The organism is Chitinophaga eiseniae (assembly GCF_900167135.1).
GTDB classification, from domain to species: domain Bacteria; phylum Bacteroidota; class Bacteroidia; order Chitinophagales; family Chitinophagaceae; genus Chitinophaga; species Chitinophaga eiseniae.
Window position 1 is genome coordinate 161947 of sequence record NZ_FUWZ01000007.1, and the last position, 23448, is coordinate 185394.

Annotated in this window: 19 protein-coding genes and 1 other RNA gene; 10 read left to right on the plus strand and 10 right to left on the minus strand. The window is 49.9% G+C overall.

Annotated elements, in window-relative coordinates; genetic code table 11:
- Positions 1-14: 14 nt before the first annotated feature.
- The 6 genes from B5D63_RS32015 to B5D63_RS32040 all read left to right on the plus strand — a co-directional run bounded on the left by B5D63_RS32015 (position 15) and on the right by B5D63_RS32040 (position 5477).
- Positions 15-986 carry a polyprenyl synthetase family protein gene (locus tag B5D63_RS32015; RefSeq protein ID WP_078672965.1) on the plus strand — a complete coding sequence of 324 codons (972 nt, stop codon included), beginning with the start codon at positions 15-17 and terminating at the stop codon, positions 984-986.
- A 171-nt stretch (positions 987-1157) separates the two neighbouring features.
- A complete protein-coding gene (locus B5D63_RS32020) occupies positions 1158-2789 on the plus strand; it encodes an amino acid permease (RefSeq protein WP_078672966.1) in 1632 nt (543 codons plus the stop codon).
- Positions 2790-2839: 50 nt separating this feature from the next.
- The gene (locus B5D63_RS32025; RefSeq protein ID WP_078672967.1) at positions 2840-3307 is read left to right on the plus strand and encodes a DoxX family protein; all 468 of its coding nucleotides are present in this window, start codon (positions 2840-2842) and stop codon (positions 3305-3307) included.
- Positions 3308-3454: 147 nt separating this feature from the next.
- Complete coding sequence (locus tag B5D63_RS32030) at positions 3455-4510, plus strand: Smr/MutS family protein (RefSeq protein WP_078672968.1); 1056 nt, start codon at positions 3455-3457, stop codon at positions 4508-4510.
- A 109-nt stretch (positions 4511-4619) separates the two neighbouring features.
- Positions 4620-4988: RNase P RNA component class A (rnpB, locus tag B5D63_RS32035), an RNA gene on the plus strand.
- A gap of 75 nt (positions 4989-5063) precedes the next feature.
- The gene (locus B5D63_RS32040) at positions 5064-5477 is read left to right on the plus strand and encodes a DUF4870 domain-containing protein (RefSeq protein ID WP_078672969.1); all 414 of its coding nucleotides are present in this window, start codon (positions 5064-5066) and stop codon (positions 5475-5477) included.
- 213 nt (positions 5478-5690) lie between these two features.
- On the opposite strand, the gene B5D63_RS32045 is transcribed toward B5D63_RS32040, so the two are convergent.
- Entirely contained in the window at positions 5691-7388 is a 1698-nt protein-coding gene (locus B5D63_RS32045) for a S8 family peptidase (RefSeq protein WP_078672970.1), read from the minus strand.
- A 326-nt stretch (positions 7389-7714) separates the two neighbouring features.
- On the opposite strand from B5D63_RS32045, the gene B5D63_RS32050 reads away from it, so the two are divergent.
- Positions 7715-8245, plus strand: a complete 531-nt coding sequence (locus tag B5D63_RS32050; protein ID WP_078672971.1) for a histidine phosphatase family protein — start codon at positions 7715-7717, stop codon at positions 8243-8245.
- Positions 8246-8734: 489 nt separating this feature from the next.
- On the opposite strand, the gene amaB is transcribed toward B5D63_RS32050, so the two are convergent.
- From amaB to panC, 9 genes are all read right to left on the minus strand, one after another.
- Positions 8735-10264: an L-piperidine-6-carboxylate dehydrogenase gene (gene amaB, locus B5D63_RS32055; protein WP_078673064.1), complete on the minus strand. Its 1530-nt coding sequence runs from the start codon at positions 10262-10264 to the stop codon at positions 8735-8737.
- Positions 10265-10288: 24 nt separating this feature from the next.
- The gene (locus B5D63_RS32060) at positions 10289-11179 is read right to left on the minus strand and encodes a DUF1338 domain-containing protein (protein ID WP_078672972.1); all 891 of its coding nucleotides are present in this window, start codon (positions 11177-11179) and stop codon (positions 10289-10291) included.
- Between the two features lie 42 nt (positions 11180-11221).
- Positions 11222-12292, minus strand: a complete 1071-nt coding sequence (locus B5D63_RS32065) for a saccharopine dehydrogenase family protein (RefSeq protein WP_078672973.1) — start codon at positions 12290-12292, stop codon at positions 11222-11224.
- Between the two features lie 548 nt (positions 12293-12840).
- Positions 12841-13656 (minus strand): 3-methyl-2-oxobutanoate hydroxymethyltransferase, encoded by an 816-nt coding sequence (gene panB / locus B5D63_RS32070; protein WP_078672974.1) that lies wholly within the window; start codon positions 13654-13656, stop codon positions 12841-12843.
- Positions 13657-13733: 77 nt separating this feature from the next.
- A complete protein-coding gene (locus B5D63_RS32075; protein WP_078672975.1) occupies positions 13734-14633 on the minus strand; it encodes a Ppx/GppA phosphatase family protein in 900 nt (299 codons plus the stop codon).
- A 139-nt stretch (positions 14634-14772) separates the two neighbouring features.
- Positions 14773-16929 (minus strand): polyphosphate kinase 1, encoded by a 2157-nt coding sequence (gene ppk1 / locus B5D63_RS32080; protein ID WP_143313254.1) that lies wholly within the window; start codon positions 16927-16929, stop codon positions 14773-14775.
- 280 nt (positions 16930-17209) lie between these two features.
- Entirely contained in the window at positions 17210-18232 is a 1023-nt protein-coding gene (locus B5D63_RS32085) for a lysylphosphatidylglycerol synthase transmembrane domain-containing protein (protein ID WP_078672977.1), read from the minus strand.
- Between the two features lie 44 nt (positions 18233-18276).
- Complete coding sequence (panD, locus tag B5D63_RS32090) at positions 18277-18621, minus strand: aspartate 1-decarboxylase (RefSeq protein ID WP_078672978.1); 345 nt, start codon at positions 18619-18621, stop codon at positions 18277-18279.
- A gap of 231 nt (positions 18622-18852) precedes the next feature.
- The gene (gene panC / locus B5D63_RS32095; RefSeq protein ID WP_078672979.1) at positions 18853-19716 is read right to left on the minus strand and encodes a pantoate--beta-alanine ligase; all 864 of its coding nucleotides are present in this window, start codon (positions 19714-19716) and stop codon (positions 18853-18855) included.
- A gap of 110 nt (positions 19717-19826) precedes the next feature.
- On the opposite strand from panC, the gene B5D63_RS32100 reads away from it, so the two are divergent.
- The 3 genes from B5D63_RS32100 to metK all read left to right on the plus strand — a co-directional run bounded on the left by B5D63_RS32100 (position 19827) and on the right by metK (position 23351).
- Positions 19827-20645: a glycogen/starch synthase gene (locus B5D63_RS32100; protein WP_078672980.1), complete on the plus strand. Its 819-nt coding sequence runs from the start codon at positions 19827-19829 to the stop codon at positions 20643-20645.
- A 67-nt stretch (positions 20646-20712) separates the two neighbouring features.
- A complete protein-coding gene (locus tag B5D63_RS32105) occupies positions 20713-22074 on the plus strand; it encodes a DUF4270 family protein (protein ID WP_078672981.1) in 1362 nt (453 codons plus the stop codon).
- Positions 22075-22094: 20 nt separating this feature from the next.
- Positions 22095-23351: a methionine adenosyltransferase gene (gene metK / locus B5D63_RS32110; protein ID WP_078672982.1), complete on the plus strand. Its 1257-nt coding sequence runs from the start codon at positions 22095-22097 to the stop codon at positions 23349-23351.
- Positions 23352-23448: the final 97 nt, after the last annotated feature.

Genomic DNA, 23448 nt, shown 5'->3' on the forward strand with positions numbered 1-23448 from the left:
ACGGTCTATTTGACATGCATTCATTTAAAGAGTTAATAGCGCAGTTCAGCCAGCAGTTTGATCAATGGCATTTTCCGGAAGAACCCAAACGTTTGTACAATGCAGCGTCCCATATCCTGCAGATCGGTGGAAAACGTATCCGCCCTGTGCTGTGCCTGATGGGCAACGAACTGTTTGACGAGCTGCATCAGGATGCCTTTCAGGTAGGCAATGCGGTAGAATTGTTCCATAACTTTACACTCATCCATGACGATATCATGGATAAAGCGCCCATCCGGCGCGGACACCAGACAGTACATACTATTTACGGCGATCCGGCCGCCATCCTGGCCGGCGACGTGATGCTGATCAACGTATACGAGATGCTCAACAAAGTACAGTCTAAATACAAGCAGCGCATTATCACGGTGTTTAATAAGGCGGCTATCGAAGTATGCGAAGGGCAGCAGATAGACATGGACTTTGAGCAGATGGAGCCTGAGCAGGTGCAGTATGACGACTATGTGCGGATGATCGGCCTGAAGACTTCCGTATTGCTGGCAGCCAGCCTGCAGCTGGGCGCTATCATCGGTGGCGGCAGCGAAGGTAACCAGGAACATATGTACGCTTTCGGGAAAAATATCGGTATCGCTTTCCAGATACAGGACGATTTCCTGGATGCTTTCGGAGACCCGGACAAATTCGGCAAACAACAGGGTGGCGACATCCTGGTCAACAAAAAGACATTCCTCCTGCTGAAAGCTTTTGAGCTTTGCAATGCAGCGCAGAAAGCAGAACTGAAAAAACTGATGGACACCCATCCGGACGATAAGGTGGCCAGGGTGCTCGATCTGTTCCGCAGCTGTAAAGTAGATGCATGGGCGGAAAAAGAAAAAGAACGTTTTCAGCAACAGGCTTTTGCACACCTCGAAGACATCGCGGTGCTGTCTGCCCGTAAAAAACCGCTGATGGAGCTGGCGGACTTCCTGTTAAACCGCCAGCAATAATTTTTGTATCCAAAATCGCATTATATTCGCGTCTTTCTCAGGACCGGAGGGAGAAAAAATGAGTAGATGATTATTTTTTAATATAATAATCCTATATTCATTTTCCCGGCCACCGGTCCTGGGCAAGATTTTTTTATTAAAAGACTACCTTAAAACGTAATTCCGTCGCCAATGTCTAACTCGCTGTTTAGAAAGAAGTCCCTATCCACTATTATGAAAGATGCCAATGAAGGAATGACTGACGGCCTTGAAACAGGAGTGGGCATGCATAAAGTGCTGAAGGTGAAAGACCTGACAGCGATGGGGATTGCAGCAGTTATTGGCGCAGGTATCTTTTCCACGATTGGTGAGGCCTCTTTTCACGGCGGTCCGGGCGTGTCCCTGCTGTTTGTCATCACCGCTATTACCTGCGGTTTTTCGGCCCTTTGTTATGCAGAATTTGCTTCCCGCGTGCCGGTATCCGGTAGCGCTTATACGTATTCCTATGTGACTTTCGGTGAACTCGCAGCCTGGGTAATCGGCTGGGCGCTGATCCTGGAGTATGCCATCGGTAACATCGCCGTGGCTATTTCGTGGAGCGGGTATTTCAATAACCTGTTGAGCGGACTTGGCATTTCACTGCCGGACTGGCTTTCGAGTAATTACGACAGCGCTTCGCAGGCTACCGTAGCAGCGGCGCCGCATATTTTTGGTATCCCTTTTATCGTGAACCTGCCCGCTTTCATTATTGTGGTGCTGATCACTTACCTGGCCTATGTGGGTATCCGGGAAAGTAAACGCAGCGCCAACTTCATGGTAGGACTGAAGATACTGGTGATCCTGTTTGTAATTGCCCTGGGCTTCTTTTACGTGAACCCGTCCAACTGGAATCCGTTCATGCCGAATGGTTTCTCCGGTGTGTTAAAAGGCGTGTCTGCCGTGTTTTTCGCCTATATCGGTTTTGATGCGGTGAGTACCACGGCGGAGGAATGTGCCAATCCGCAGCGCGACCTGCCGAAGGGCATGATTTATTCACTTATCATCTGTACCGTGCTGTATGTGCTGATTTCGTTCGTGCTGACCGGTATGGTGCCTTTTTACAAGCTGAAAGTAGACGACCCGCTGGCCTTTGTGTTCAACGAAGTGAACCTGCCGGGGATCAGTTATATCATTTCTGTGAGCGCCGTGGTAGCCACTACCAGCGTGCTGCTGGTATTCCAGATCGGCCAGCCCCGTATCTGGATGAGCATGAGCCGCGACGGCCTGCTGCCTAAAAAATTTGCCAAAATCCATCCCCGGTTCAAAACGCCTTCCTTTGCCACCATCATTACGGGTATTATTGTAGGCGTACCGGCATTGTTCCTGAACCTGACCATCGTAACGGACCTCACCAGCATCGGGACGCTGTTTGCCTTTATCCTGGTGTGTGGCGGGGTGCTGATGCTGCCACCGCAGGAAAAAACCAGTGATAAACGTTTCCGGTTGCCCTATATCAACGGGCAGTTCATTGTGCCGGCCCTGGTGATACTGCTGTTGGTACTTTTCCGTGGTGAAATTGGCCACAGGCTGTCTTTTGAAGGCGGCTGGGAGATATGGAAACACAATATTCCCTTCTTTTTCTTTGTCATCGTAACGGTGGTGATCTCCTTTTTCTCGGCGACGCGTAAACTGTCGCTGATTCCTGTACTGGGGCTGCTCAGCTGTTTTTACCTGATGACTGAGATCGCGCTGAAAAACTGGATCGTGTTCAGCATCTGGCTGGTCATTGGTCTCACTATCTATTTCCTTTACAGCTATCGCCACAGTAAGCTCCGTCAGGCCTAATCCGGGTTATTTTTCGTAACTTAATAGTGAGTTCTTTAAAATTTCATTTTATGAACACGCTACAAAGAGTTGTACGATGGGGTGATGCACATCACCCGGTATGGTTGAGCGTTGTACGGATAGCGCTGGGCCTTTTCCTGATGTCGGTAGGCGTACTGTTTGTAATGAACAGGGACGCATTGGACACCATGATCAACGAGAGCCCCGCGCTGGTCGCTGCCGCTTTCTTCATTGCACACTACATTGTATTTGTGCATATTGTAGGCGGATTGTTCATAGCCATGGGCCTGGAAACCAGGTTTGCTGCGCTGCTCAACATCCCGATTCTGCTGGGAGCGATGTTGTTCGTGCAATCACGGACAGGATTGTTCCAGGTGTATCCGGTGCTGAGCCTGTCTGCCCTGGTGCTGGTGCTGCTGATCATTTTTGCGATAACCGGCAGCGGACGCATCTCGGTAGATGAGTTTATGCGCAGGCATCCTGAAAGGAAGCGTAAGCATACCTACATCGATTTCTGAGCCAGCTGCTGAATATAGGCGTACCTGTGAGTACCACCATTTTAATGGCGCAGGAGAGCTACGGCCCCTTCCAAAATCAAATCTTCCCGCTTCTTCCTCACTTTTTCCCCGCCAAAATTCTATTTTTGTGCCCAGAAGAATGCAAATATGAAATATCAAACAGGAGACAAGATATTACTGTTGAGCTCTAAAGAAGAAGGCACGGTAGTAGACATTGTCAATGACAATATGGTGATGATAGATGTGAAAGGCACTACTTTCCCGGTATACCTTGATCAGATAGACTTTCCCTATTTCCATCGTTTTACCCAGCAGAAACTGGTGAAAGAGAAGCCCAAACAGATCCCGGGAGATGAGATCAGGGTAGACAGAAAAAAATACGAAGTATTTAAGACAGACAAAGGCATGTTCCTGTCTATACTGCCTGTATATCAATTTGACGGTTATGATGAAACGGTGAAGCTGATGAAGTTTCATCTGTTCAACGATACGCCGCATGCCATGCGCTTTTATTTTCAGATATGGCTCAACAACCAGATGGACCTGGAGATAAAGAACGAGATACAGCCATACAACCATTTTTACCTGGCTGACCTGATCTTTGAATCGCTGAATGACAATCCCCGTTTTGAGTTTACTTTTTTCCTGAAGGAGCCGCAGCCCAAGCTGGCCACTTCTGTAAAAAAGACGTGGAAGATCAAGCCCAAACAGATGTTTACCCAGCTGGAAGAGTTGCGTACCAAAGCAGAGGCCACGCTGACCTATCCGCTGTTTGACAGGTTCCCGGATAAAGAACCGGAACCGCCGGCACCGGCGGAATCGGCTAATCCAAAGAAGGCCAAACCGGTGACAGCCATTGGTTCGGGCAACTTTGCCAGCCTGCTGAGTAAAATTCAGCTGCAACCGGAAACCACGCTGGAGCCTAAACATGAGGTGGACCTGCACATTGAGGCACTGGAGAAAAACTGGAAAGGAATGAGCAATATTGCTATACTGGCGGTGCAGCTCAATGCTTTTCAGCGTTACCTGGACCTGGCCATCAGTCATCATCAGCACAGCCTGGTCGTAATTCACGGAGTAGGCAAGGGCAAACTGAAAGACGAGATTCACCAGATCCTGCGCCAAACGCCGGAGGTTGCCAATTTCGTGAACCAGTACCACGCCAAATACGGCTACGGGGCTACAGAAATTACTTTCCGGTAATAGTCCGCGGTTGAAACAGCTAATCGTTATTTGCCTGTAAAAATGTTTACAGGCAAATATTTTTATAGACAAAAATATTTATAGGTAAATAGTCTACCTTTGCGCTCCAACTACAAACCGTGCTATCGTTCCTTTGGCTTGTCTGAAGGGAAGGAAAGTCCGGACAGCATAGAGCAACACACCACCTAATGGGTGGGCTCCGGCTTGCCGGAGACAGAGAGTGCCACAGAAAATGACCGCCCGGCTTCGGCGGGGTAAGGGTGAAAATGTGGGGTAAGAGCCCACGGCGCAGGCAGGTAACTGTTTGTGGGGGTAAACCTTGTGTGCTGAAATGCCATGTATACGGACGCTTGAGGGCTGCTCGTCCGATTGTCCGAGGGTAGGCAGATACAGGGGGCGTGCGAGCGTCACCGCAGATAAATGATAGCAACCCTGGCTTGCCAGGGGACAGAATCCGGCTTACAGGTTTGTAGTTTTTTTTCTTTTTCTTTTTTCCCCATTTTGATATTACGATAAAACCTCCTATCTTCTCACCCTTATTTAATCCTGTTTTATGACTTTAAGAGACGAACGTAACTGGGGCACTTTTATTCACCTCGGCGGCATCGTGGGCTCTGCGATTTTCAGGCCTGCCGGCAATATCATTCTGGTGCTGGTATTATGGCTGATCAAACGCAATGAATCCCGTTTTGTGGATGACCAGGGCAAGGAAGCCATTAATTTCCAGATCACCATCAGTCTTGTCAGTGTGCTGATATCCATGCTGGGTGGCATTTTTAATGGCCTGTGGTCATTTGGCAACTGGGTAGCCGGCGGCAACATGTTCTACGGTGGGTGGAACTGGAGCTGGGGCGGGCTGCATGGCCTGTTATGGGTGGTAAACCTGATCTTCAGCATTATTGCTGCTGTAAAAGCCAATGAAGGGGTTTCCTACAAATACCCGCTGTCACTGAGACTGGTGAAATGATCACGCAAAGCAGCCAAGCAGCAAAGCACGCAAAGAATTATTTAAGCGAGCTAAGAAAATAAAGAAATTTATTGAGCGAATTAAGAAAACAAAGGGGCGAAGATCAAATGCTGATCTTCGCCCCTTTGTCTTCTTATTTATTTTCTTTGCGTGCTTTGCTGCTTTGCGTCTTTGCGTGACGGCTTTGCGTCTTTGCGTGACGGCTTGGCGAGACTAGTTTTTCTTTACCGGTCTCATTTTCGCTTTGTGTTGTTTTTTCTTCACGTTTTCTCCTTTGATGGTAGCTGCCAGTTTTAAGGCTTCGTAAGTATTCACGATACCGCCGTTGATGGAGAGGTCGGTGAAGTCAATTTTTTCGTCCTGGGAGCCGGGTTTGTTGACTTCTTTGCTGCCATCCGGGAGTGGGGTAGCGCTCTTTTCGAGGATGTATTTCAGCTGGCGCGCGCTCAGTTCCGGGTAATAGGAGAGTACAAGCGCAGCTACGCCGGTTACTACCGGTGCCGCCATGCTGGTGCCGCTGGCGCTGCCGTATTTGTTGCCGCCGGGGATGGTAGAATAGATCTGTACGCCTGGGGCGAAGAGATCCACGTTCTTTTTGCCATAGTTGGAGAAGCTGGCCACTTTATCGGCTGCCAGTCCGTGGCTGGAGGCGCCTACGGTGATGTAGTTGTCAGCGCGGGGGCTGCCGTCAGCGAAGTCCGGGTTCGGGTAGTTAGGCACAGAATCGTTGTTGGCGCCATCGTTACCGGCAGCATGTACCAGTAGTACGCCTTTCTTCTGTGCGTATTTAACGGCTTCATCTACCCATTCTTTGTGCGGAGAATAAGGTTTTCCGAAGCTCATATTGATGATCTGGGCGCCGTTGTCTACCGCATAGCGGATCGCGAGGGCCACGTCTTTATCTCTTTCATCGCCGTCAGGTACGGCTTTTACGGCCATGATGCGAACGTTGTCGGCCACACCGTCGATGCCCACGCCATTGTTGCGCATAGCGCCGATAATACCGCTTACGTGCGTGCCGTGGAAGCCGAATTTGCCCATCACGTCGTTGTTACCGTAGTTGGTATCGGTGATGTCGTCGTATTTATCGCCTACGATCTGTTCGCGGTTCTGATTGGGCGGCACTTCGGTAGACTCCGCTTTCCTTTTCAGTTCGCCCATATAACCTTCGAATTCCATTTTGAATTCACCGAAGGGCAGGGGTTCATCACCGGTGCTTTTCAGCAGGCGGGTCATGAAATTACGTGCCAGCAGTACGTCCTGGTTGGTAGTCTGGATACTGTCGAGCTGGGCAACGGTAAAATCGTCCTTGTTCAGGTACGTCTTCAGGATGTTTTCACATTTGCTGACGTTCTCCTGCAGTTTGGCCATGGTTTTATACTGAAGCTTGGTCTGGGAGCTGGGCTTTTCTATTTTCTGTTTCAGGTTCTGCCAGGTGGTGTATTCTTTGGAATCTTTACCCAGTGTGGAGTCCGGGTCGCCGTATTTGTTTTTGTAGCGGTAATATTCGCGGGTGGCTTCATCAGAGTCTTCTTTCAGACTGCCGCCATCTTTAGCGCCGAGGAAGTTCCAGCCGTGAATATCATCGATATAGCCATTCCCGTCGTCATCTTTGCCGTTGCCTGGAATTTCGCGCGGGTTGGTCCACAGGATGCCTTTCAGGTCTTCATGGAGGGTATCAATACCGGAGTCAATTACTGCTACGATCACCGGGGTGCTTTTTTTCCCTTTCAGGATTTCTTTGTAGGCTTTTTCGGTATTGGTGCCGTATACACTGTCGGTCTCGTAGTTCAGCAACTGCCAGTTTTTGGGCACCGGGGTTTTACTCTGGGCACTGGATTTCGTTGTAAAAGCAGCCGTCGTCAATGCAACACATGCCAGGACTGCAACCTCTCGACTAAACAATTTCATGTTCTATGATTAATAATTAAAATGTCATGATGGCAATAAAGGTATGGAAAATGACTAAGAACGAGCGGATTTTAATGATAAACGCACCATTTGGTGGTTAACTGGGAGAAAATCATATGGATAGCCATTCTTATCTGGTTTTGGGAGCTGAACAGCCCTGTTATCCACCCATCATAATACTGCTGTTATATCGCGGGGAAAACATATCTTTACGCTGGTTCCTTTCTTTTCCTCTATAACGTTCTCTTCCCCAACAGACGTGCTTTTCAGGGAGATTCCCTGTACTGTTTTTGTTTTGTATTACCTCATCCTTAAAACCGATTGTTATGTTGAAAACTGCTATTCTAGCCACCTTGCTGGCTGCCGGTACGGCGGTGTATGCTACCGGCCCTGAAAAAGTGACCACCGTTATTTTTGTGAATGCTGCGGAGGAAGAGGCCACACCATCGGCCGGCCTGAGTGAAGAGGGGCGGGACCAGACCCGGTTGTTTACCGAAGCGCTCCGGCATATTGATGTGGCGGCCATCTATACCATTTACGTGAACAAGGCTGTGCAGACGGTTGCCCCGTTGTCGGAGCTGCGGCAGCTACACCCGGTTTACTACTGGGTAACGAGGGATGAAGAGACCCGCGATTGTGTGCTGGACTGCATTGTAAAGAAAAACAAGGGTAAAACCATTGTTATTTGTGGCAATCCGGAAAATATTCCGGCTATGGCCAGAAGCCTTGGGGTGAAGGCAAAATCGATCAGAACGCTTTATGATAAAGGATCTGGTCAGTTTTTGATTGTCGAGGTCCACGGAAATAATAATGCCGTAGCACAAAAGTTGAATATGAATATTCAAAAAAAAGTCTAATATTTATAGTCGGAAGAATATTTGATGGCTTCCCGCTATCGGATATTTTTCTCATAAGCATGGTTTCCGTTTAACGAAAAGCGGGGTTCTCTAACCTCGCTACTATTTTTAAAACTTTGAAACCGGAAACTGTAAACGTCGATGTATGTAGAGGAAGGACCTGTAAGACAGGCTGTATTTTATCAACCGCTTTTAAAATCTGATCAGGGAGGAGCACATCCTGACATGAAACTTAAAAGCTCCGGGGCACTGCCTCGGAGCTGGAAAAGGCGAAGGATTAACCACCAATTTGCAAGTAAACAAACTTATGATAGCTGAGGCGCCGTAACAGGCGTCTCTTTTGTTTTCCGGGCCGGAGGCGCTAACCCGGGACCATAGTGGCGTATCCCGGGGCTGGCGGTCTATCCCGGGGTTGAACCCCGGAAATACACAAACAAAAAGGGCGTATCCAGCTGTGGATACGCCCTTTTTGTTATTGGTGGCTGCCGTTTACAGGTCAAATTTAATGCCCTGTGCCAGCGGCAGTTTGTCGGAGTAGTTGATGGTATTGGTCTGGCGGCGCATGTATGCTTTCCAGGAATCGGAGCCGCTTTCCCTGCCGCCACCGGTTTCTTTTTCACCGCCGAAGGCGCCGCCTATTTCTGCACCGGAGGTACCGATGTTGACATTGGCGATGCCGCAGTCTGAACCGGCGGCAGACAGGAACTGTTCTGCTTCGCGGAGGTTCAGCGTCATGATGGCAGAGGAGAGGCCCTGGGGCACGTCGTTCTGCATGGCGATGGCTTCGGTGAGGGTTTGGTATTTCATCACGTAGAGGATGGGGGCGAAGGTTTCGTGCTGTACGATGGCGTAGGTGTTTTCTACGGCAGCGATACAGGGTTTCACGTAGCAACCTGATTCGTATCCTGCGCCTTCGAGCACGCCGCCTTCCACGAGGAAGGAGCCGCCCTGTTCTTTCACCTGTGCGATGGTGTTCAGGTAGGCGTTGACAGCGTCTTTATCGATCAGCGGTCCTACGTGGTTCTTCTCATCCAGCGGATTACCGATGCGGAGCTGTGCATAGGCTTTTACCAGTTTAGCGGTAAAGGCGTCATACACGCTTTCGTGGATGATCAGGCGGCGGGTGGAGGTGCAGCGTTGGCCGGCGGTACCTACCGCGCCAAACACGGCGCCGATGAGGGTCATGTCGAGGTCGGCATCTTTGGATACGATAATGGCGTTATTACCGCCCAGTTCCAGCAGAGAGCGGCCCAGACGTGCTCCTACAGCGGCGCCTACGCTTTTGCCCATGCGGGTGGAACCGGTAGCGGATACCAGCGGAACACGATGGTCGTTAGCCATCCATTCGCCTGTTTCGCGGCCGCCGGTCACCAGGCAGCAAACGCCTTCCGGTACATTGTTGGCTGCGAATACGGTCTCGACTATACGTTGGCACGCCAGGGCGGTCACGGGTGTTTTTTCGGAAGGCTTCCAGATACACACGTTACCGCAAACCCATGCCAGCATGGAATTCCAGCTCCATACAGCCACGGGGAAGTTAAAGGCGGAAATAATAGCGGTAATGCCCAGCGGATGCCATTGTTCATACATGCGGTGGCCGGGGCGTTCTGAGTGCATGCTCAGGCCATAGAGCTGGCGGGAGAGGCCCACTGCGAAATCGCAGATATCGATCATCTCCTGTACTTCTCCATAACCTTCCTGCAGGCTTTTGCCCATTTCATAGGAAACGAGGCGGCCCAGCTGTTCTTTATGGGCGCGCAGTGCTTCGCCGATCTGGCGCACGATGTCTCCTCTTCTGGGAGCAGGCCACTGGCGCCACTCTTTGAAGGCTTCCTGTGCTACGGCGATCACTGCGTCATAGTTACTACGGTCAGCACTCCTGACGGTGGCAATCGTCTTATTGTCTACCGGTGATACGGACACAATGTCTTCTCCGCCGGCTTCCAGCCAGTGTTTACCGGTACTGACGCCGCTCTGCCGCGCGCTGATGCCAAAAGCTTTTAAAATATCATCTGCCATGGTGGATATATTGATCAACTAAAATTAGGAACTTTTTTTCGTTTGGGTGGAGTACGTGCTTTCGAAGATCTTGTCGGCATTACCTGCTTCGAAGCCTTCCCGGCGGTGCTCGCGACGGATTTCTGCGGCCGGAAGCCCTGCAAACGGCGGCAGTACTTTCCTTTCTGCAAATTCCACATAGGAGCCGGCGATTTTAATGGTGTCGCCACCGGCGAAAGATGCCGGTATCATGCCCGCCACGGTGGCGCTTTGCAGCAGGTTGCCGTCCGGGCTGGTTTTGATTTTGCCGCCGGCGTCGTTGAGGATAAAACCGTTTTGCTCGAGGAACTGGTTGAACTCCGCGATGGTATTGTATCCTGCTGGCAGGTTGTGCACGCTCACCGTAAAATGGTTCAGGTAATAGCGGTTGTAAATCACCCAGGCAGCGTATTCGCTTTCAGCGGCCAGTGCCTGGAAATCAGCCAGGGTCGGCGTACGCCAGAGTCCACTGTGCAGGAAGGTGTCTACGGCCTTGCTGTCGTCCAGGTCGAGGAGGTTTACCGGGTCTGCCTTTACTTCATCGGTGTAACTGGTGATGATGTCCTGTGCCTGCCGGCTCAGGTCTTTCACCCGCAGCTCACTGATAAAGATGCGCGGATATTTCGGCAATGGCGGAGCATACCACCATGCGTCCAGCTTCTTGGACGCGAAATAGTAATGGTCCATTTTCGTATAGCCGTAGTGGAGAAAGATCTTCTCCAATGACTGTACGCCGAGTTGCGGCACACCCATGGTACGGAAGGCGATATGGTCGTTTTCGATATCTTCCGCTTTCCCGATTAATCCTTTACGGACCATCGCAGCGATGACTGCTGATACGTCCGGGACCCGCTCCTGGTAACGGCTCATCAGGCCGTTTAATACTTCTTGTAACATGGCTTTTGTTTGAGCTTCCTGCGGCCAGCCTGTGGCTGACTGCTAATTATAATACTGAGCAAACCTGTTGCTGATCAGATCTTTGAAAATTACGTCTTCCTGTTTAACAAATCCATTGCCGGGCAGCAGGCCTTTAGCGTGGAGGTCTATCACGGCGCAGGCTGCACCGGCGGTGGTCAGCTGGATGGCTGTGAAATCTTTGCCGCCTACTTCCTGGTTGTAGATCTTACGGGAGTAGGAGCGTTGTACCGATCGGCCGTTGACCGTACCGGACACGGATACAAATACGAGTACCACGTCCTGCGGAGTGAAAGGTATGCTATCTTCCATAATTTCCTTCAGCATGTCGCGCTTTTTATTGAGTTTCAGCTCATTGAGCAATATTTTCATGAGCTGGCAGTGGCCCGGGTACCGCACCGTTTTGTAGTCGAGGTTGTATACTTTGCCATCCAGTATTTCCGCGAGGGCAGAGAGGCCGCCGGAAGTGTTGAATGCTTCGTATTCGATGCCGTCGAGCGCAAAACGTTCGTAGCCTTCAAGCGGCATTACTTCCTTTCGTTCGCCTTCATAGATGGCGTCGCAGGGGTTGCAGTATTCGTTGATCAGGCCATCGGTGCTCCAGGTAAGGTTATACATGAGACTGTTGGTCGGGAATTGTGGCAGGGCGCCTACGCGCAGCTTTACAGAATCCAGCGTATCAAACTGTTTGGCGATATCATAAGCGGCGATGCTGATGAAACCCGGCGCCAGCCCGCATTGCGGCATAAAGCTCACTTCCGCGTTCTGTGCAATTTCACGGATAGCGTTGGTAGTGGCCACATCTTCCGTCAGGTCGAAGTAGTGCGTTTTCGCTTTGGCAGCAGCTGCAGCGATTTTTACGTTCAAAAAGAAAGGGCAGGCGCTCAGCACCATGTCCTGCGCCTCGAGGGCGTTCTCCAGGGCTGCGGCGTCGTTAACGTCCAGCTTCGCCTTGCGGATGTTGCCGTCAGTGCATTTGTCCAGCAATGCCTGGTTGGCGTCGGCCAGTGTTACCTGGTAATCGCCTGACTGTTGTAACAGGAATGCTGCTGTTTCGCCGATCTTGCCGGCGCCGATGATCATTACACGTTTCATAATCTATTGGAATTATTAATTGTACGCAGATACTGGCTGAAACGTAAGCACAGTATGCCCGCTCTTATACAAGAGGACAGCACCTGGTAAAATTTACCAAGTTTGCAGGGCATAATTCGGCATTATATAAAATAATTACCGGTGCGGCCGTTACAGCACAACAGGAACTCCCGGCAGGGAGATGCCTAAAAAAATATGTTCAGGGAAAAAATATTACCTGCCTTTCCAACTCATGGCACATGGGAGCAGGTGCTCCGCAGATAGGAGAGAAGAGAGAGTTGTATGTTTAACAGGTAATTCATTGACGATAATGAAGGAGCTAATTTAGGGAAAATTTTCTTTCCCGCAAAAAGGTTTCCCGCAAAAAGGGTTCTCGCAAAGGCGCAGAGGAGCAAAGAGCGCAAAGAATAAAATATAAGCGAGCAGAGAAAGCAAAGGAGCGGAGATCAATTCGAATTGATCTTCGCTCCTTTGCTTTCTTATTTAAACTTAAAAAATCTTTGCGTTCTTTGCTCCTCTGCGCCTTTGCGAGAACCCCTCTGCGAGCGCTAATATTGTTCGTTGTCGTTCGGAAAATCTTTTGTTTTTACATCTTTGATGTAGGCCTGCGTAGCGCCATAGATCTCGGTATAGAGATCGAGGTAGCGGCGGAGGAAACGGGGCTTGAATTCTTTGTTGATGCCCAGCATATCGTGCATGACCAGCACCTGGCCGTCTACATATTTACCGGCGCCGATGCCGATAATCGGAATGTGTACCGCTTCAGCCACTTCCTTGGCGAGGGTAGCGGGGATCTTTTCCAGTACGATAGCAAAGCAACCGGCTTCCTGCAGGAGTTTGGCGTCGGCAATGAGTTTCTTCGCTTCAGCTTCTTCGGTGGCACGCACGGCGTAGGTACCGAATTTATAGATGGACTGTGGGGTGAGGCCGAGGTGGCCCATCACCGGCACGCCGGCGGAAATAATTCTTTTTACGGACTCGATGATCTCTTCGCCGCCTTCTATTTTGATGCCATGAGCGCCGGTTTCCTTCATGATGCGGATAGCGGAGCTAAGGGCTTCCTTGGAGTTGCCCTGGTAGGAGCCAAAAGGCAGGTCTACCACTACAAAGCAGCGTTTGATGGCGCGTATCACGGAAGAGGCGTGATAGATCATCTGATCGAGCGTAATAGGCAGCGTTGTTTCATGGCCAGCCATAACGTTGGAGGCGGAGTCGCCTACCAGTATGATGTCTATTCCGGCATCGTCAAATATTTTGGCCATGGAGAAATCATAGGCTGTGAGCATGGAGATCTTCTCTCCGTCTACTTTCATCTTCTGTAAAACATGCGTGGTGATACGCTTTGCTTCCTTATGCACAGACATAGCAGTGTTGTTTTATACCAAAAATTCCTCAAAGGTTATGATATAAAAAGAAAAAAGGAAAATTATTTTATGTGTGGTCACTGAAAACCGTTCGCCGGAATGGCGATCTCCCGGTAGAGGGCCTGTATCAGCCCGTCGGCCAGCCCGATCTTCGGGACATAGATCTCTTCGGAGCCAGCCCAGCGCATCACGTTGATGTATATCTGAAGCGCCGGCACAATCACGTCGGCACGGTCTTCCCGCAGGTTATACAGGTGGATACGTTCCTCTACGGAGAAAGCGCTGAATTCTTTGTAATAGTCTTTCAGGGTGTCGAGCGAAAGTGGTTTGCCCTCTTTGCGTTTGGAGAGTGAGAATATTTTATTGATGTTACCGCCGGACCCGATAGCAGTCACTGCCCCGATGGTCCTGAGCTGTTGTTTGAGGAAGTCTTTCAGCTGTTGCCAGGCGCTGTCCGGTACCTGCTGGTGTAACAGGCGGATGGTGCCGATATTAAATGATTCCTTGAAAACGAGGCGGGTACCGCTGAAGAGCGTGAGCTCGGTGCTGCCCCCACCTACATCGATGTAGAGGTACGATTTTGTTTTATCGAGATGTTCGGCGATATGGTTCTCGTAAATATAAGAGGCCTCTTCCTGCCCGGAGATGATCTGGATGTCAATACCGGTCTGCGTTCTCACCTCCTGCAGAATCACGGCGCCGTTGGCGGCATCGCGCATGGCGGAGGTCGCGCATGCTTTCAGGTATTTTACTTCGTAAACATCGAGCAACAGCTTGTAGGCTTTGATGGTGTCTATCAGGTGAGACGTCCTTTTTTCTGAAATGGAGCCATGGTCGAAGACATCGAAACCGAGCCGCAGTGGTACTCTTACCAGGTTCACTTTGGTAAAATCCATCGTTCCCGCACTGTTGGGCGATGCTTCGGAGATCAGCAACCGGGCGGCATTGGAACCAATATCAATCGCAGCTAACTTCATTAATTATACCTCTGTTTTAAGACACAAAAATAACACTTCATTTGGCTATTTGAATATTTGGTTATTTAATTATTTAAAGGACCATGCTGTGGTACAGCTCTTTAATAATTAAATAATTAAATAACCAAATAACTAAATTTTATTTGTACTGCTTGTCGTGCAGGTATTTATAGATTTCTATCTGGGTGCGGATTTTTTTATCGCCTTCTTTTTTATACTGATTGGTTTGGCCGTTGTCGAGTATACGGGCTTTTACATTGCCGCTGAGCTGGATGTCCATGATGTCCGCCAGTTCTTTACGTATATCCGGGTCCGTTATAGGCACTGCTGCTTCCACGCGGTGATCGAGATTGCGCACCATCCAGTCACAGGAGGCGATGTATACTTTCTCGCTGCCGCCGTGATGGAAGATAAACACGCGGGCGTGTTCAAGATATTCATCGACGATGCTGACGGCGGTCATATCTTTTTTCCATTTTTTACTTTCTGTATAGGCGCAGCAGATGCCCCGTATCACCATCTTGATGTCTACGCCGGCTTTGGCTGCTTCGTAGAGTTTGCCGATGAGGATGGAATCGGAGAGAGAGTTCATCTTCAGGACGATGCCGGCTTTCTTTTTGTTTTTGGCGTTCTTGATCTCCCGGTCGATCAGGCGCAGGTAGGTGTCGCGCATATTCAGCGGACTTACCGGCAGTGTTTTACAGCCTTCCAGGATTTTGATATCGAGACGGGGGCTCTCCAGGTAGGAGAATACCCGGTTAATGTCTGCGATCACGGAGCGGTTGGCCGTCAGCAGGCAATGGTCGCCATATACCTGTGCGGTCCTTTCGTTGAGGTTGCCGGTGCTGACGAAGCCGCACTGTACCGTTTTGGTGCCGATCCGTTTTTTGATCACGCATAGTTTGGCGTGTACTTTCATGTCCGGAATGCCGAGGAATACTTTTACACCTTCATCTTCCAGGCGTGTTTTCCAGTCGAGGTTGGCCGCTTCGTCGAAGCGGGCGCGCAGTTCCAGTACCACGGTCACATGTTTTCCGTTGCGGGCGGCGTTCACCAGGGCGTTCACGATTTTGGAATTACGGGCAAGCCTGTACGCAGTGATCTTGATGGAAGACACATTCGGATCGATGGCCGCTTCCCGTAGCAGGTCGATAATAGTATCGAAGGAGTGGTAGGGGAAGTGCAGCATCACATCCTGCCGCTGTATGACGTGCATCACGCTGGGAGCATCGGCAAACAGCGGGTGGATAAAGGTTTTGCGGTGCGTATGCGGCGGGAAGATAGATTCCGGGAAATCCATAAAGTCCTTGAAATTATGGATACGGGCGCCGGGAATGAGGTTGTCTTTACCGGACAGGCCCATTCTGCGGATCAGGTATTCGAGCAGCAGGGGATCGATGTCCTTGTCGTATACGAAACGTACGGGTTTGCCTTTGCGGCGGTCTTTCAGGCCTTTTTCGATCTGGTGGATCAGGCTGTCTGATATATCGTTGTCGATGTCCAGTTCCGCATCGCGGGTGACCTTGATGATATGGGAAGAGAACTTATCGTAACCGAAGTAGGAGAAGATGTGCGGAAGACAGAAGCGGATCAGGTCTTCCAGCAGGATGATATCATGTTCGCCCTGTTTGGAGGGGAGAATGATAAAGCGGGGCAGCACGTTGGAAGGTATTTCTATCAGTGCAAATTTCTGTCTGACGGAGTTGTCCTGCCGGGCCAGTACTACGCCCAGGTAGATAGACTTGTCCCGCAGGATGGGAAACTGCTGGATGCTTTCAATCATCAGCGGGATGATATTGGTGCGCACCTGTTCATTGAAGTAGTTGAGCACAAATTTCTGTTGTTCCCGGTTGAGATGTTTTTCTGTCCGCAGGAAAATATGCATCGTTTCCAGTTCATTGGCGATGTCTTTCCAGATGCGGTCAAACTCCCGTTGCTGGTCTATTACGATAGCCTGGATATCGTCCAGTATTTTGCCCGGGTTTTCTTCCAGGTGCATTTTATGGACTTTGTTGATAGACATCATGCGTTTGAGCGTGGCTACCCTGACGCGGAAAAATTCGTCGAGGTTATTGGAGAAGATGCCCAGGAAGCGGATACGTTCTCTCAGGGGAACGCTGGTATCTGCTGCTTCCTGCAGTACTCTTGCATTGAAGGCGAGCCAGCTGATATCCCGGGGAATCAGTTTTTTGGCGGGGAGCGCCGTTGTTTTGGGGGCCGGGGTCTTTTTAGCAGGTGCTTTTTTGGCCGTAGTTTTTTTGGCGGTATTTTTTTTTGATACTATAGTTGGTGTCATAATTTCCAGATTCTCCGTATGTGGCATCGTCATACAAACAAGTTTACATTCAAAAAATTCACGTTGTTTAATCCACGATAATACAGCTTTCGCGGATCTGATGCCATTAAATTAAAGTTAAGAAAAAGCCGGCAATCCGGCGCGCGGCGGGGCAAAAGTTAATCTTCCGCGGGCAAGGTGGCATCAGGCGATAGCCCGGGGCTTCAGCTCCGGGAGCCGGGCAATGGGATAACGCCCATGCTTACACGCACAGGTGTTAAAGTATTGCTAAAAGTGCGGATCAGGACCGGGCCGGTGCGGCGGATTGTTTTTTGTTGAGGATAGGCAGGGCCACGAGGCTGAGGAATCCCACCAGTACCACGAGCAGTGTTTGTACCACCCATATGATCCAGCCGAAGGCGTAACCGATCACGTAGGCGATGCCATAAAGCTCAAGGGCTTTCTGTACCAGTGCCTGGTAGGCGCCGATGCCGCCGGGGGTGACGATCATGCCGATGCTGCCGATCATGAGTACGGCGAGGGCGGCGCTGATGCCCAGATGGGATGTTTCCTGCAGGCAGTAGAAGCCGATGTATACCTGTGAGAGGTAGCAGCCCCATATCAGGACGCTCTGGAGGATAAACGACCATTTATTCTCCATTTTACCGATGGATAAGATGCCTTCCATTACGCCTTTGGCCAGCGCCTTGATGGTGATGGCCGCTTTGGAGCGGGCAAACCGGCGCAGGAGCCAGAGCAGGGCGAGGATGGCCACTATCAGTGCGGCTGTCAGCAGCAGCAGCTGTGTGCCGTTGGCGTTGGCAATCTTGCGGGCGATGGGCAGGTAAATGTCATGATGAACGTAGGCGCCCAGTACATCGATCTGTGTGAGGATGGTGACGGCGATGAGCAGCAGCAGGCACAGCATGTCCACAGCTCTTTCCGCGATCATGGTGCCCACGAGTTTGTCGGCCGGTATTTTTTCGTATTGTGCGAGGATGCCGCAGCGGGTTACTTCTCCGAGCCGGGGAACGGCCAGGTTGGCGAGGTATCCGACCATTACGGCAAAGAAAGTGTTAAGGGTGGAGGGTTGGTGCCCCAGTGGTTTCATGAGCAGCTTCCAGCGGGTGGCGCGCAGCCAGTGGCTGACGAGGCCCATGATGACGGCTGGGATGGCCAGCCAGTAATTGGCCTTTCGCAGGGCAGCGCTGATCTGGTCCCATTGTTCCGGAGTGAGGTCTTTGGTGACCAGCCATATCAGGAGCACCCCGATGCCAAAAAAGCATATAAACTTAATGACGTTCTTAAGCGTTTTGGGCATCATCCAAAGTGGTTTTAGGGTGTTAGCGATATGTTGAGGCGAAGGGTTTACAATTTGTTCCCTTCTTTCGGGAAGATGGCAATAGGCGTATATTTCTTCGCTTCTTCAAAGTCCATGGTGGCATAGGAAATAATAATCACGACATCGCCGGGAGCTACGAGACGGGCGGCGGGGCCATTCATGCAGATTACGCCGGAGCCTCTTTTGCCTTTGATCACATACGTTTCCAGTCTCTCACCGTTGTTAACGTTCAGGACCTGTACTTTTTCGTATTCGATCAGGCCGGCGGCATCCATCAGGTCTTCATCTATTGTAATGCTTCCAACATACTGCAGGTTCGCTTCTGTGACAACCGCGCGGTGGATCTTACACTTTAATATTTCTATTTGCATGATTATTCTGAACTATAATTGCTAAATCAGCAGTCCGCAAAGCTAGGAAAAAAAAGTATTCCGGCAAAGAGGGGGGCACGCAAAGGCGCCAAGCAGCAAAGAGCGCAAAGATTTTTAAGATCTAAATAAGAAAGCAAAGGAGGGGAGATTAAAACAGCATCTCCCCTCCTTTGCTTTCTTTGTTTTCTTGTTAATTTCTTAGCGTCTTTGCTGCTTAGCGCCTTTGCGTGACTAAAGCGCGCCCTGCAGGACCATATTGTCTATCAGGCGGACATCGTCTATCCAGGCGGCTAGGGCGGCGATGACAGTATGGTCGCCTGGTGGCTCGTCCATATGGCTGAGGTGACCGTCTTTGAGCAGGAGGATGTCTACATATTCCGGTTCGAAGCCTTGTTTTTTCAGTTCATCGAAGGCTTCGCGGGCGGCTTCGAGGAGAAAGAGGCCTTTGCCGAATTCGTCGCGCAGTTTGGTCAGCGCCTGGTAGATGGCGGCGGCTTTTTTGCGTGCGGCGGGGGAGAGGCGTTCATTGCGGCTGCTCATGGCAAGGCCGGAAGGTTCGCGTAAGGTAGGACAAACCACCAATTCTACGGTTGAGTTGGTGAGCTGTAACAGTTTACGTATTATTAAACATTGTTGCAGATCTTTTTGTCCCATAAAAAGCTTGTGAGGCTGCACAATATCCAGTAATTTGTGTACGATACGACCTACCCCCTGGAAGTGGCCGGGACGGAATTTGCCTTCGAGAATGGTTTCCAGGTCGCCGAAGTCATAGTGTTCACCACCTGCCAATCCTTCCGGGTACATTTCCTCAACAGATGGCAGAAAAAGTATATCTGTAGATGCATTACTTAACTTCTTAATATCCTCTTCTATTGTTACGGGATATTTTTCAAAATCTTTCGGATCATTGAACTGTGTCGGGTTGACAAAAATGCTGCAGATGACCACGTCGTTTTCATTTTTGGCCGCCTGAATAAGTGACAGGTGTCCGTTATGGAGGGCTCCCATAGTAGGCACAAAACCAATGCTTTTGTTGCTTTTTCTTACCAGGTCCAGGTGCTTCTTCAGGTCATTGCTGCGCTTAAATAGATACATAAAACATTGCTTAAAAGGATGTTAAAACTGACAGATTGGCCAATATTCCGTAAAAAATCCGTAATTTTGCAAGCCAAATTAAAAATTACTGCATTAATAATCAGCGTTAAATGTCCACAAAGAAAAGAATTCTTTTTATTGCCCAAGAGATGTCGCCATACCTGGAACTGAGTGATTATGCGGCGATGGTCAATAAAATGGCAATTAAGTCCAATGAGGCTGGCCTGGAAGTGAGAGTGATCATGCCAAGATTTGGAATTATTAATGAGAGAAGACACCGCTTGCATGAGGTGGTCAGATTGTCTGGAATCAACATTGTGATAGACGGGGATGATTACCCGCTTATCATCAAGGTGGCCTCCCTGCCGAATGCCCGTTTGCAGGTGTATTTCCTGGATAACGAGGATTATTTCAAGCGGAAAACCGTATTTGCTGACGAAAACGAGGAGTTTTTCGATGACAATGCGGCCAGGGCTGTATTCTTCTGTAAAGGAGCCCTGGAAACCGTGAAGAAGTTCGGATGGCCTCCGGACATTATTCATTGCAGCGGATGGATGACTTCCCTGATTCCCATGTACCTGAAAACAGCGTACAAGAAGGAACCGGTATTCGCCCATTCCAAAATTGTTTATTCTTTGTCCCCCAATAGCTTCAAGGAAAAGCTGGGCGCTTCCTTTATCAAGAAGGCGACGATCAGCAACCAGATCAAGGAAAAAGATCTGGAGCTCTTTAAAGAGGGCACCAACAGCGCGTTGAACAAAGGGGCCGGCAAGTATGCCGACGCAGTGATACTGGCCGGAGAGAAGGTGGAGAAAAAAGTAGTGGATGAACTGAAGGCTGAAAAAGGCAAAATCATCGTACCCTATAAAAAAGACAATGATGATCTTGCTGATTACCTGGCGCTTTACAATCAATTGCTGGGTAAATAATCTCTTGGTAAATCATCTATTTTTGGAGAATTTTCGCCAACTTCATTTAAACTAACAATCTTAACGCGTGAAGATTAATTTCAGGAACCTTAGCTTTGTAGCCGCTTCTTTTGCGTTGTTGTACGGTGTTTCCGGTTGCAACGAGTCCACTATTCTCGGAAAGGGGCTTATTCCGCCGGGCGACTTTGTGAATGGACAGGACACTACGATCAACGGCGTTATCGCCAACAACATATACAAATACGACTCGGCCTTTATAAACGGTTACGGCCGCTATGAAAAGGCGCTTGGCTCCATTACCACCGATCCTGTTTTTGGCAAAAGCCATGCTTTTGTGTTCATGCAGGTAGGCCTCCCCACTAGCGCTTTTACCTTCGCCGGTTCCGGACAAACCCTCGATTCTGTAGTATTGTCCCTGGCTTACCTGGGCTACAAAGGAGATTCCACCACTCCGCAGACTTTCCGTGTATACAGAATGGCGGAAACAGGGTTTAAAATAGATTCCAATTACGCTTATAACAAACCGTTACAGTACAATCCCGGTGAACTGCTGGGTACTGCGACCGTTACGCCGCGGACGGTCCGTGATTCTGTCAGCATTTACGGCACCAAGGAAACCGCCCAGCTGCGTATTAAGCTGTCCAGTGCCTTCGGTAACGACCTGCTGCAGCAGAAATCAGATGTCAATTTCAAAAACGACTCCACTTTCCGGGCTTACCTGAAAGGGTTTGCGCTGGTACCCGACACGACTTCCGGTACCAACCGCAACATGATGTTCTTCGATATGGACAACGCCAACACCAAGCTGACTGTTTTTTATAAGAACTCCACGGATGATTCGCTTCGTGCCACCTTTGCGTTTAACAGCAGCAGCAGCGGACATGCTAACTTCCTGGCCCGTAACTATAACGGGGCAGAGGTCAGCAAATATATCAACACCGGCAATGCCAACGGAGACAGTATCCTGTTCCTGCAAAGCACCCCTGGGCTGTATACCAACCTGCTGATCCCCAACCTGGAAAGTTTCCCCAATGCCGTGATCAACAAAGCTGAACTGGTGATCACCCAGATCACGGTCGGCCCCGGCGATATGAACAATATCTTTACGGAACCGGCAAAACTGAGCCTCACACAATATACCGGCGTCAACGACTCCCTCAAAAACGTGATTGACTTTACCACCGGCGGTGATACCTATTTCGGTGGCGCCAAACAGGTCATCACCAACTTCGGCGGTGTGCAGGTGGCTCAGTATACTTTCAACCTCGGACGATTCCTCCAGATGCTGATTAAAAAGCAGGAAACCAATACTGGTTTCAGACTGCAGGTTGTACGCACTGGTTATCCGGATATTGACCGCCTGAAAGCCGGAGGCAGCAAATTGTCCCAGTACAACATTAAATTGCGAATCATTTATACAAAACCTTAAAATCGCTAATCCATACTTTTATGCCTTATTTATTTACATCTGAATCAGTTTCAGAAGGACATCCTGACAAAGTAGCAGATCAGATTTCTGATGCGCTGATAGATCATTTTCTGGCATATGATGCGTCTTCCAAAGTAGCTTGTGAAACATTGGTGACTACCGGGCAGGTAGTACTCGCAGGAGAGGTGAAGTCAGAAGCTTACCTGGACGTGCAGGATATTGCCCGCGAAGTAATCCGTAAAATCGGATACACCAAGAGTGAATATATGTTTGAAGCCAATTCCTGTGGCATCTTTTCCGCTATCCATGAGCAGTCTCCTGATATCAACCAGGGCGTGGACCGTTCTTCCCCGGAAGAACAGGGAGCCGGCGACCAGGGTATGATGTTCGGTTACGCTACCCGCGAAACAGAAAATTACATGCCGCTGGCACTCGACCTGGCCCACAAACTGCTGCTGGAACTGGCCGCGCTGCGCCGCGAAAACAAAGACATCACTTATCTGCGCCCGGATGCCAAATCCCAGGTAACCATCGAATATTCCGATGACAACAAACCGGTTCGTATCGATACCATCGTGATCTCCACGCAGCACGATGATTTTGCAAACGACACCGAGATGCTGGCCAAGATCAAGGAAGATATGATCAAGATCCTGATCCCGCGCGTAAAAGCTAAACTGAAACCCGAACTGCAACAGCTGTTCGATGGTTTCGATATCCAGCACCACATCAATCCGACCGGTAAATTCGTGATCGGTGGCCCGCACGGCGATACCGGCCTGACAGGCCGTAAGATCATCGTAGACACCTACGGTGGTAAAGGTGCACACGGTGGTGGCGCTTTCTCCGGTAAAGATCCTTCCAAAGTAGACCGTTCCGCCGCTTATGCTACCCGTCATATCGCTAAAAACCTGGTAGCTGCCGGTGTTTGCGACGAAGTACTGGTACAGGTGTCTTATGCTATCGGCGTGGCCAAACCTTGTGGCGTATACGTTAATACTTACGGTACTTCCAAAGTGGGCCTGACTGATGGTGCTATCGCGAAGAAAGTGGAAGAAATCTTCGACCTGCGTCCTTACGCCATCGAACAACGCCTGAAACTGCGTAACCCGATCTATAGCGAAACTGCCGCTTATGGTCACATGGGCCGCGATCCGCAGGTGATCACCAAAGTGTTCAACAAAGGCAAGAAAAATGAGAAATCCGTACAGGTAGAGCTGTTTACCTGGGAGAAACTCGACTACGTTGACAAAGTAAAAGCTGCTTTCGGTCTGTAAAAAACCGCCGGCTTTCTACTTTCAGTATAACATAACGGGAAGGCGATTGATAAATGATTATCAATCGCCTTCTGCTTTTAATCCGGGGCCTGGAGTT

Excerpts from the sequence above, each read along its gene's own strand:
- B5D63_RS32060 (WP_078672972.1), bottom strand. The coding sequence starts at position 11,179 with ATGTTACAAGAAGTATTAAACGGCCTGATGAGCCGTTACCAGGAGCGG.
- B5D63_RS32075 (WP_078672975.1), bottom strand. The coding sequence starts at position 14,633 with ATGAAGTTAGCTGCGATTGATATTGGTTCCAATGCCGCCCGGTTGCTG.
- ppk1 (WP_143313254.1), bottom strand. The coding sequence starts at position 16,929 with ATGACACCAACTATAGTATCAAAAAAAAATACCGCCAAAAAAACTACG.
- metK (WP_078672982.1), top strand. The coding sequence starts at position 22,095 with ATGCCTTATTTATTTACATCTGAATCAGTTTCAGAAGGACATCCTGAC.
- B5D63_RS32020 (WP_078672966.1), top strand. The coding sequence starts at position 1,158 with ATGTCTAACTCGCTGTTTAGAAAGAAGTCCCTATCCACTATTATGAAA.
- B5D63_RS32100 (WP_078672980.1), top strand. The coding sequence starts at position 19,827 with ATGTCCACAAAGAAAAGAATTCTTTTTATTGCCCAAGAGATGTCGCCA.
- panB (WP_078672974.1), bottom strand. The coding sequence starts at position 13,656 with ATGTCTGTGCATAAGGAAGCAAAGCGTATCACCACGCATGTTTTACAG.
- B5D63_RS32030 (WP_078672968.1), top strand. The coding sequence starts at position 3,455 with ATGAAATATCAAACAGGAGACAAGATATTACTGTTGAGCTCTAAAGAA.
- B5D63_RS32050 (WP_078672971.1), top strand. The coding sequence starts at position 7,715 with ATGTTGAAAACTGCTATTCTAGCCACCTTGCTGGCTGCCGGTACGGCG.
- B5D63_RS32025 (WP_078672967.1), top strand. The coding sequence starts at position 2,840 with ATGAACACGCTACAAAGAGTTGTACGATGGGGTGATGCACATCACCCG.
- B5D63_RS32065 (WP_078672973.1), bottom strand. The coding sequence starts at position 12,292 with ATGAAACGTGTAATGATCATCGGCGCCGGCAAGATCGGCGAAACAGCA.
- B5D63_RS32040 (WP_078672969.1), top strand. The coding sequence starts at position 5,064 with ATGACTTTAAGAGACGAACGTAACTGGGGCACTTTTATTCACCTCGGC.
- amaB (WP_078673064.1), bottom strand. The coding sequence starts at position 10,264 with ATGGCAGATGATATTTTAAAAGCTTTTGGCATCAGCGCGCGGCAGAGC.
- B5D63_RS32085 (WP_078672977.1), bottom strand. The coding sequence starts at position 18,232 with ATGATGCCCAAAACGCTTAAGAACGTCATTAAGTTTATATGCTTTTTT.
- panC (WP_078672979.1), bottom strand. The coding sequence starts at position 19,716 with ATGTATCTATTTAAGCGCAGCAATGACCTGAAGAAGCACCTGGACCTG.
- B5D63_RS32045 (WP_078672970.1), bottom strand. The coding sequence starts at position 7,388 with ATGAAATTGTTTAGTCGAGAGGTTGCAGTCCTGGCATGTGTTGCATTG.
- B5D63_RS32015 (WP_078672965.1), top strand. The coding sequence starts at position 15 with ATGCATTCATTTAAAGAGTTAATAGCGCAGTTCAGCCAGCAGTTTGAT.
- panD (WP_078672978.1), bottom strand. The coding sequence starts at position 18,621 with ATGCAAATAGAAATATTAAAGTGTAAGATCCACCGCGCGGTTGTCACA.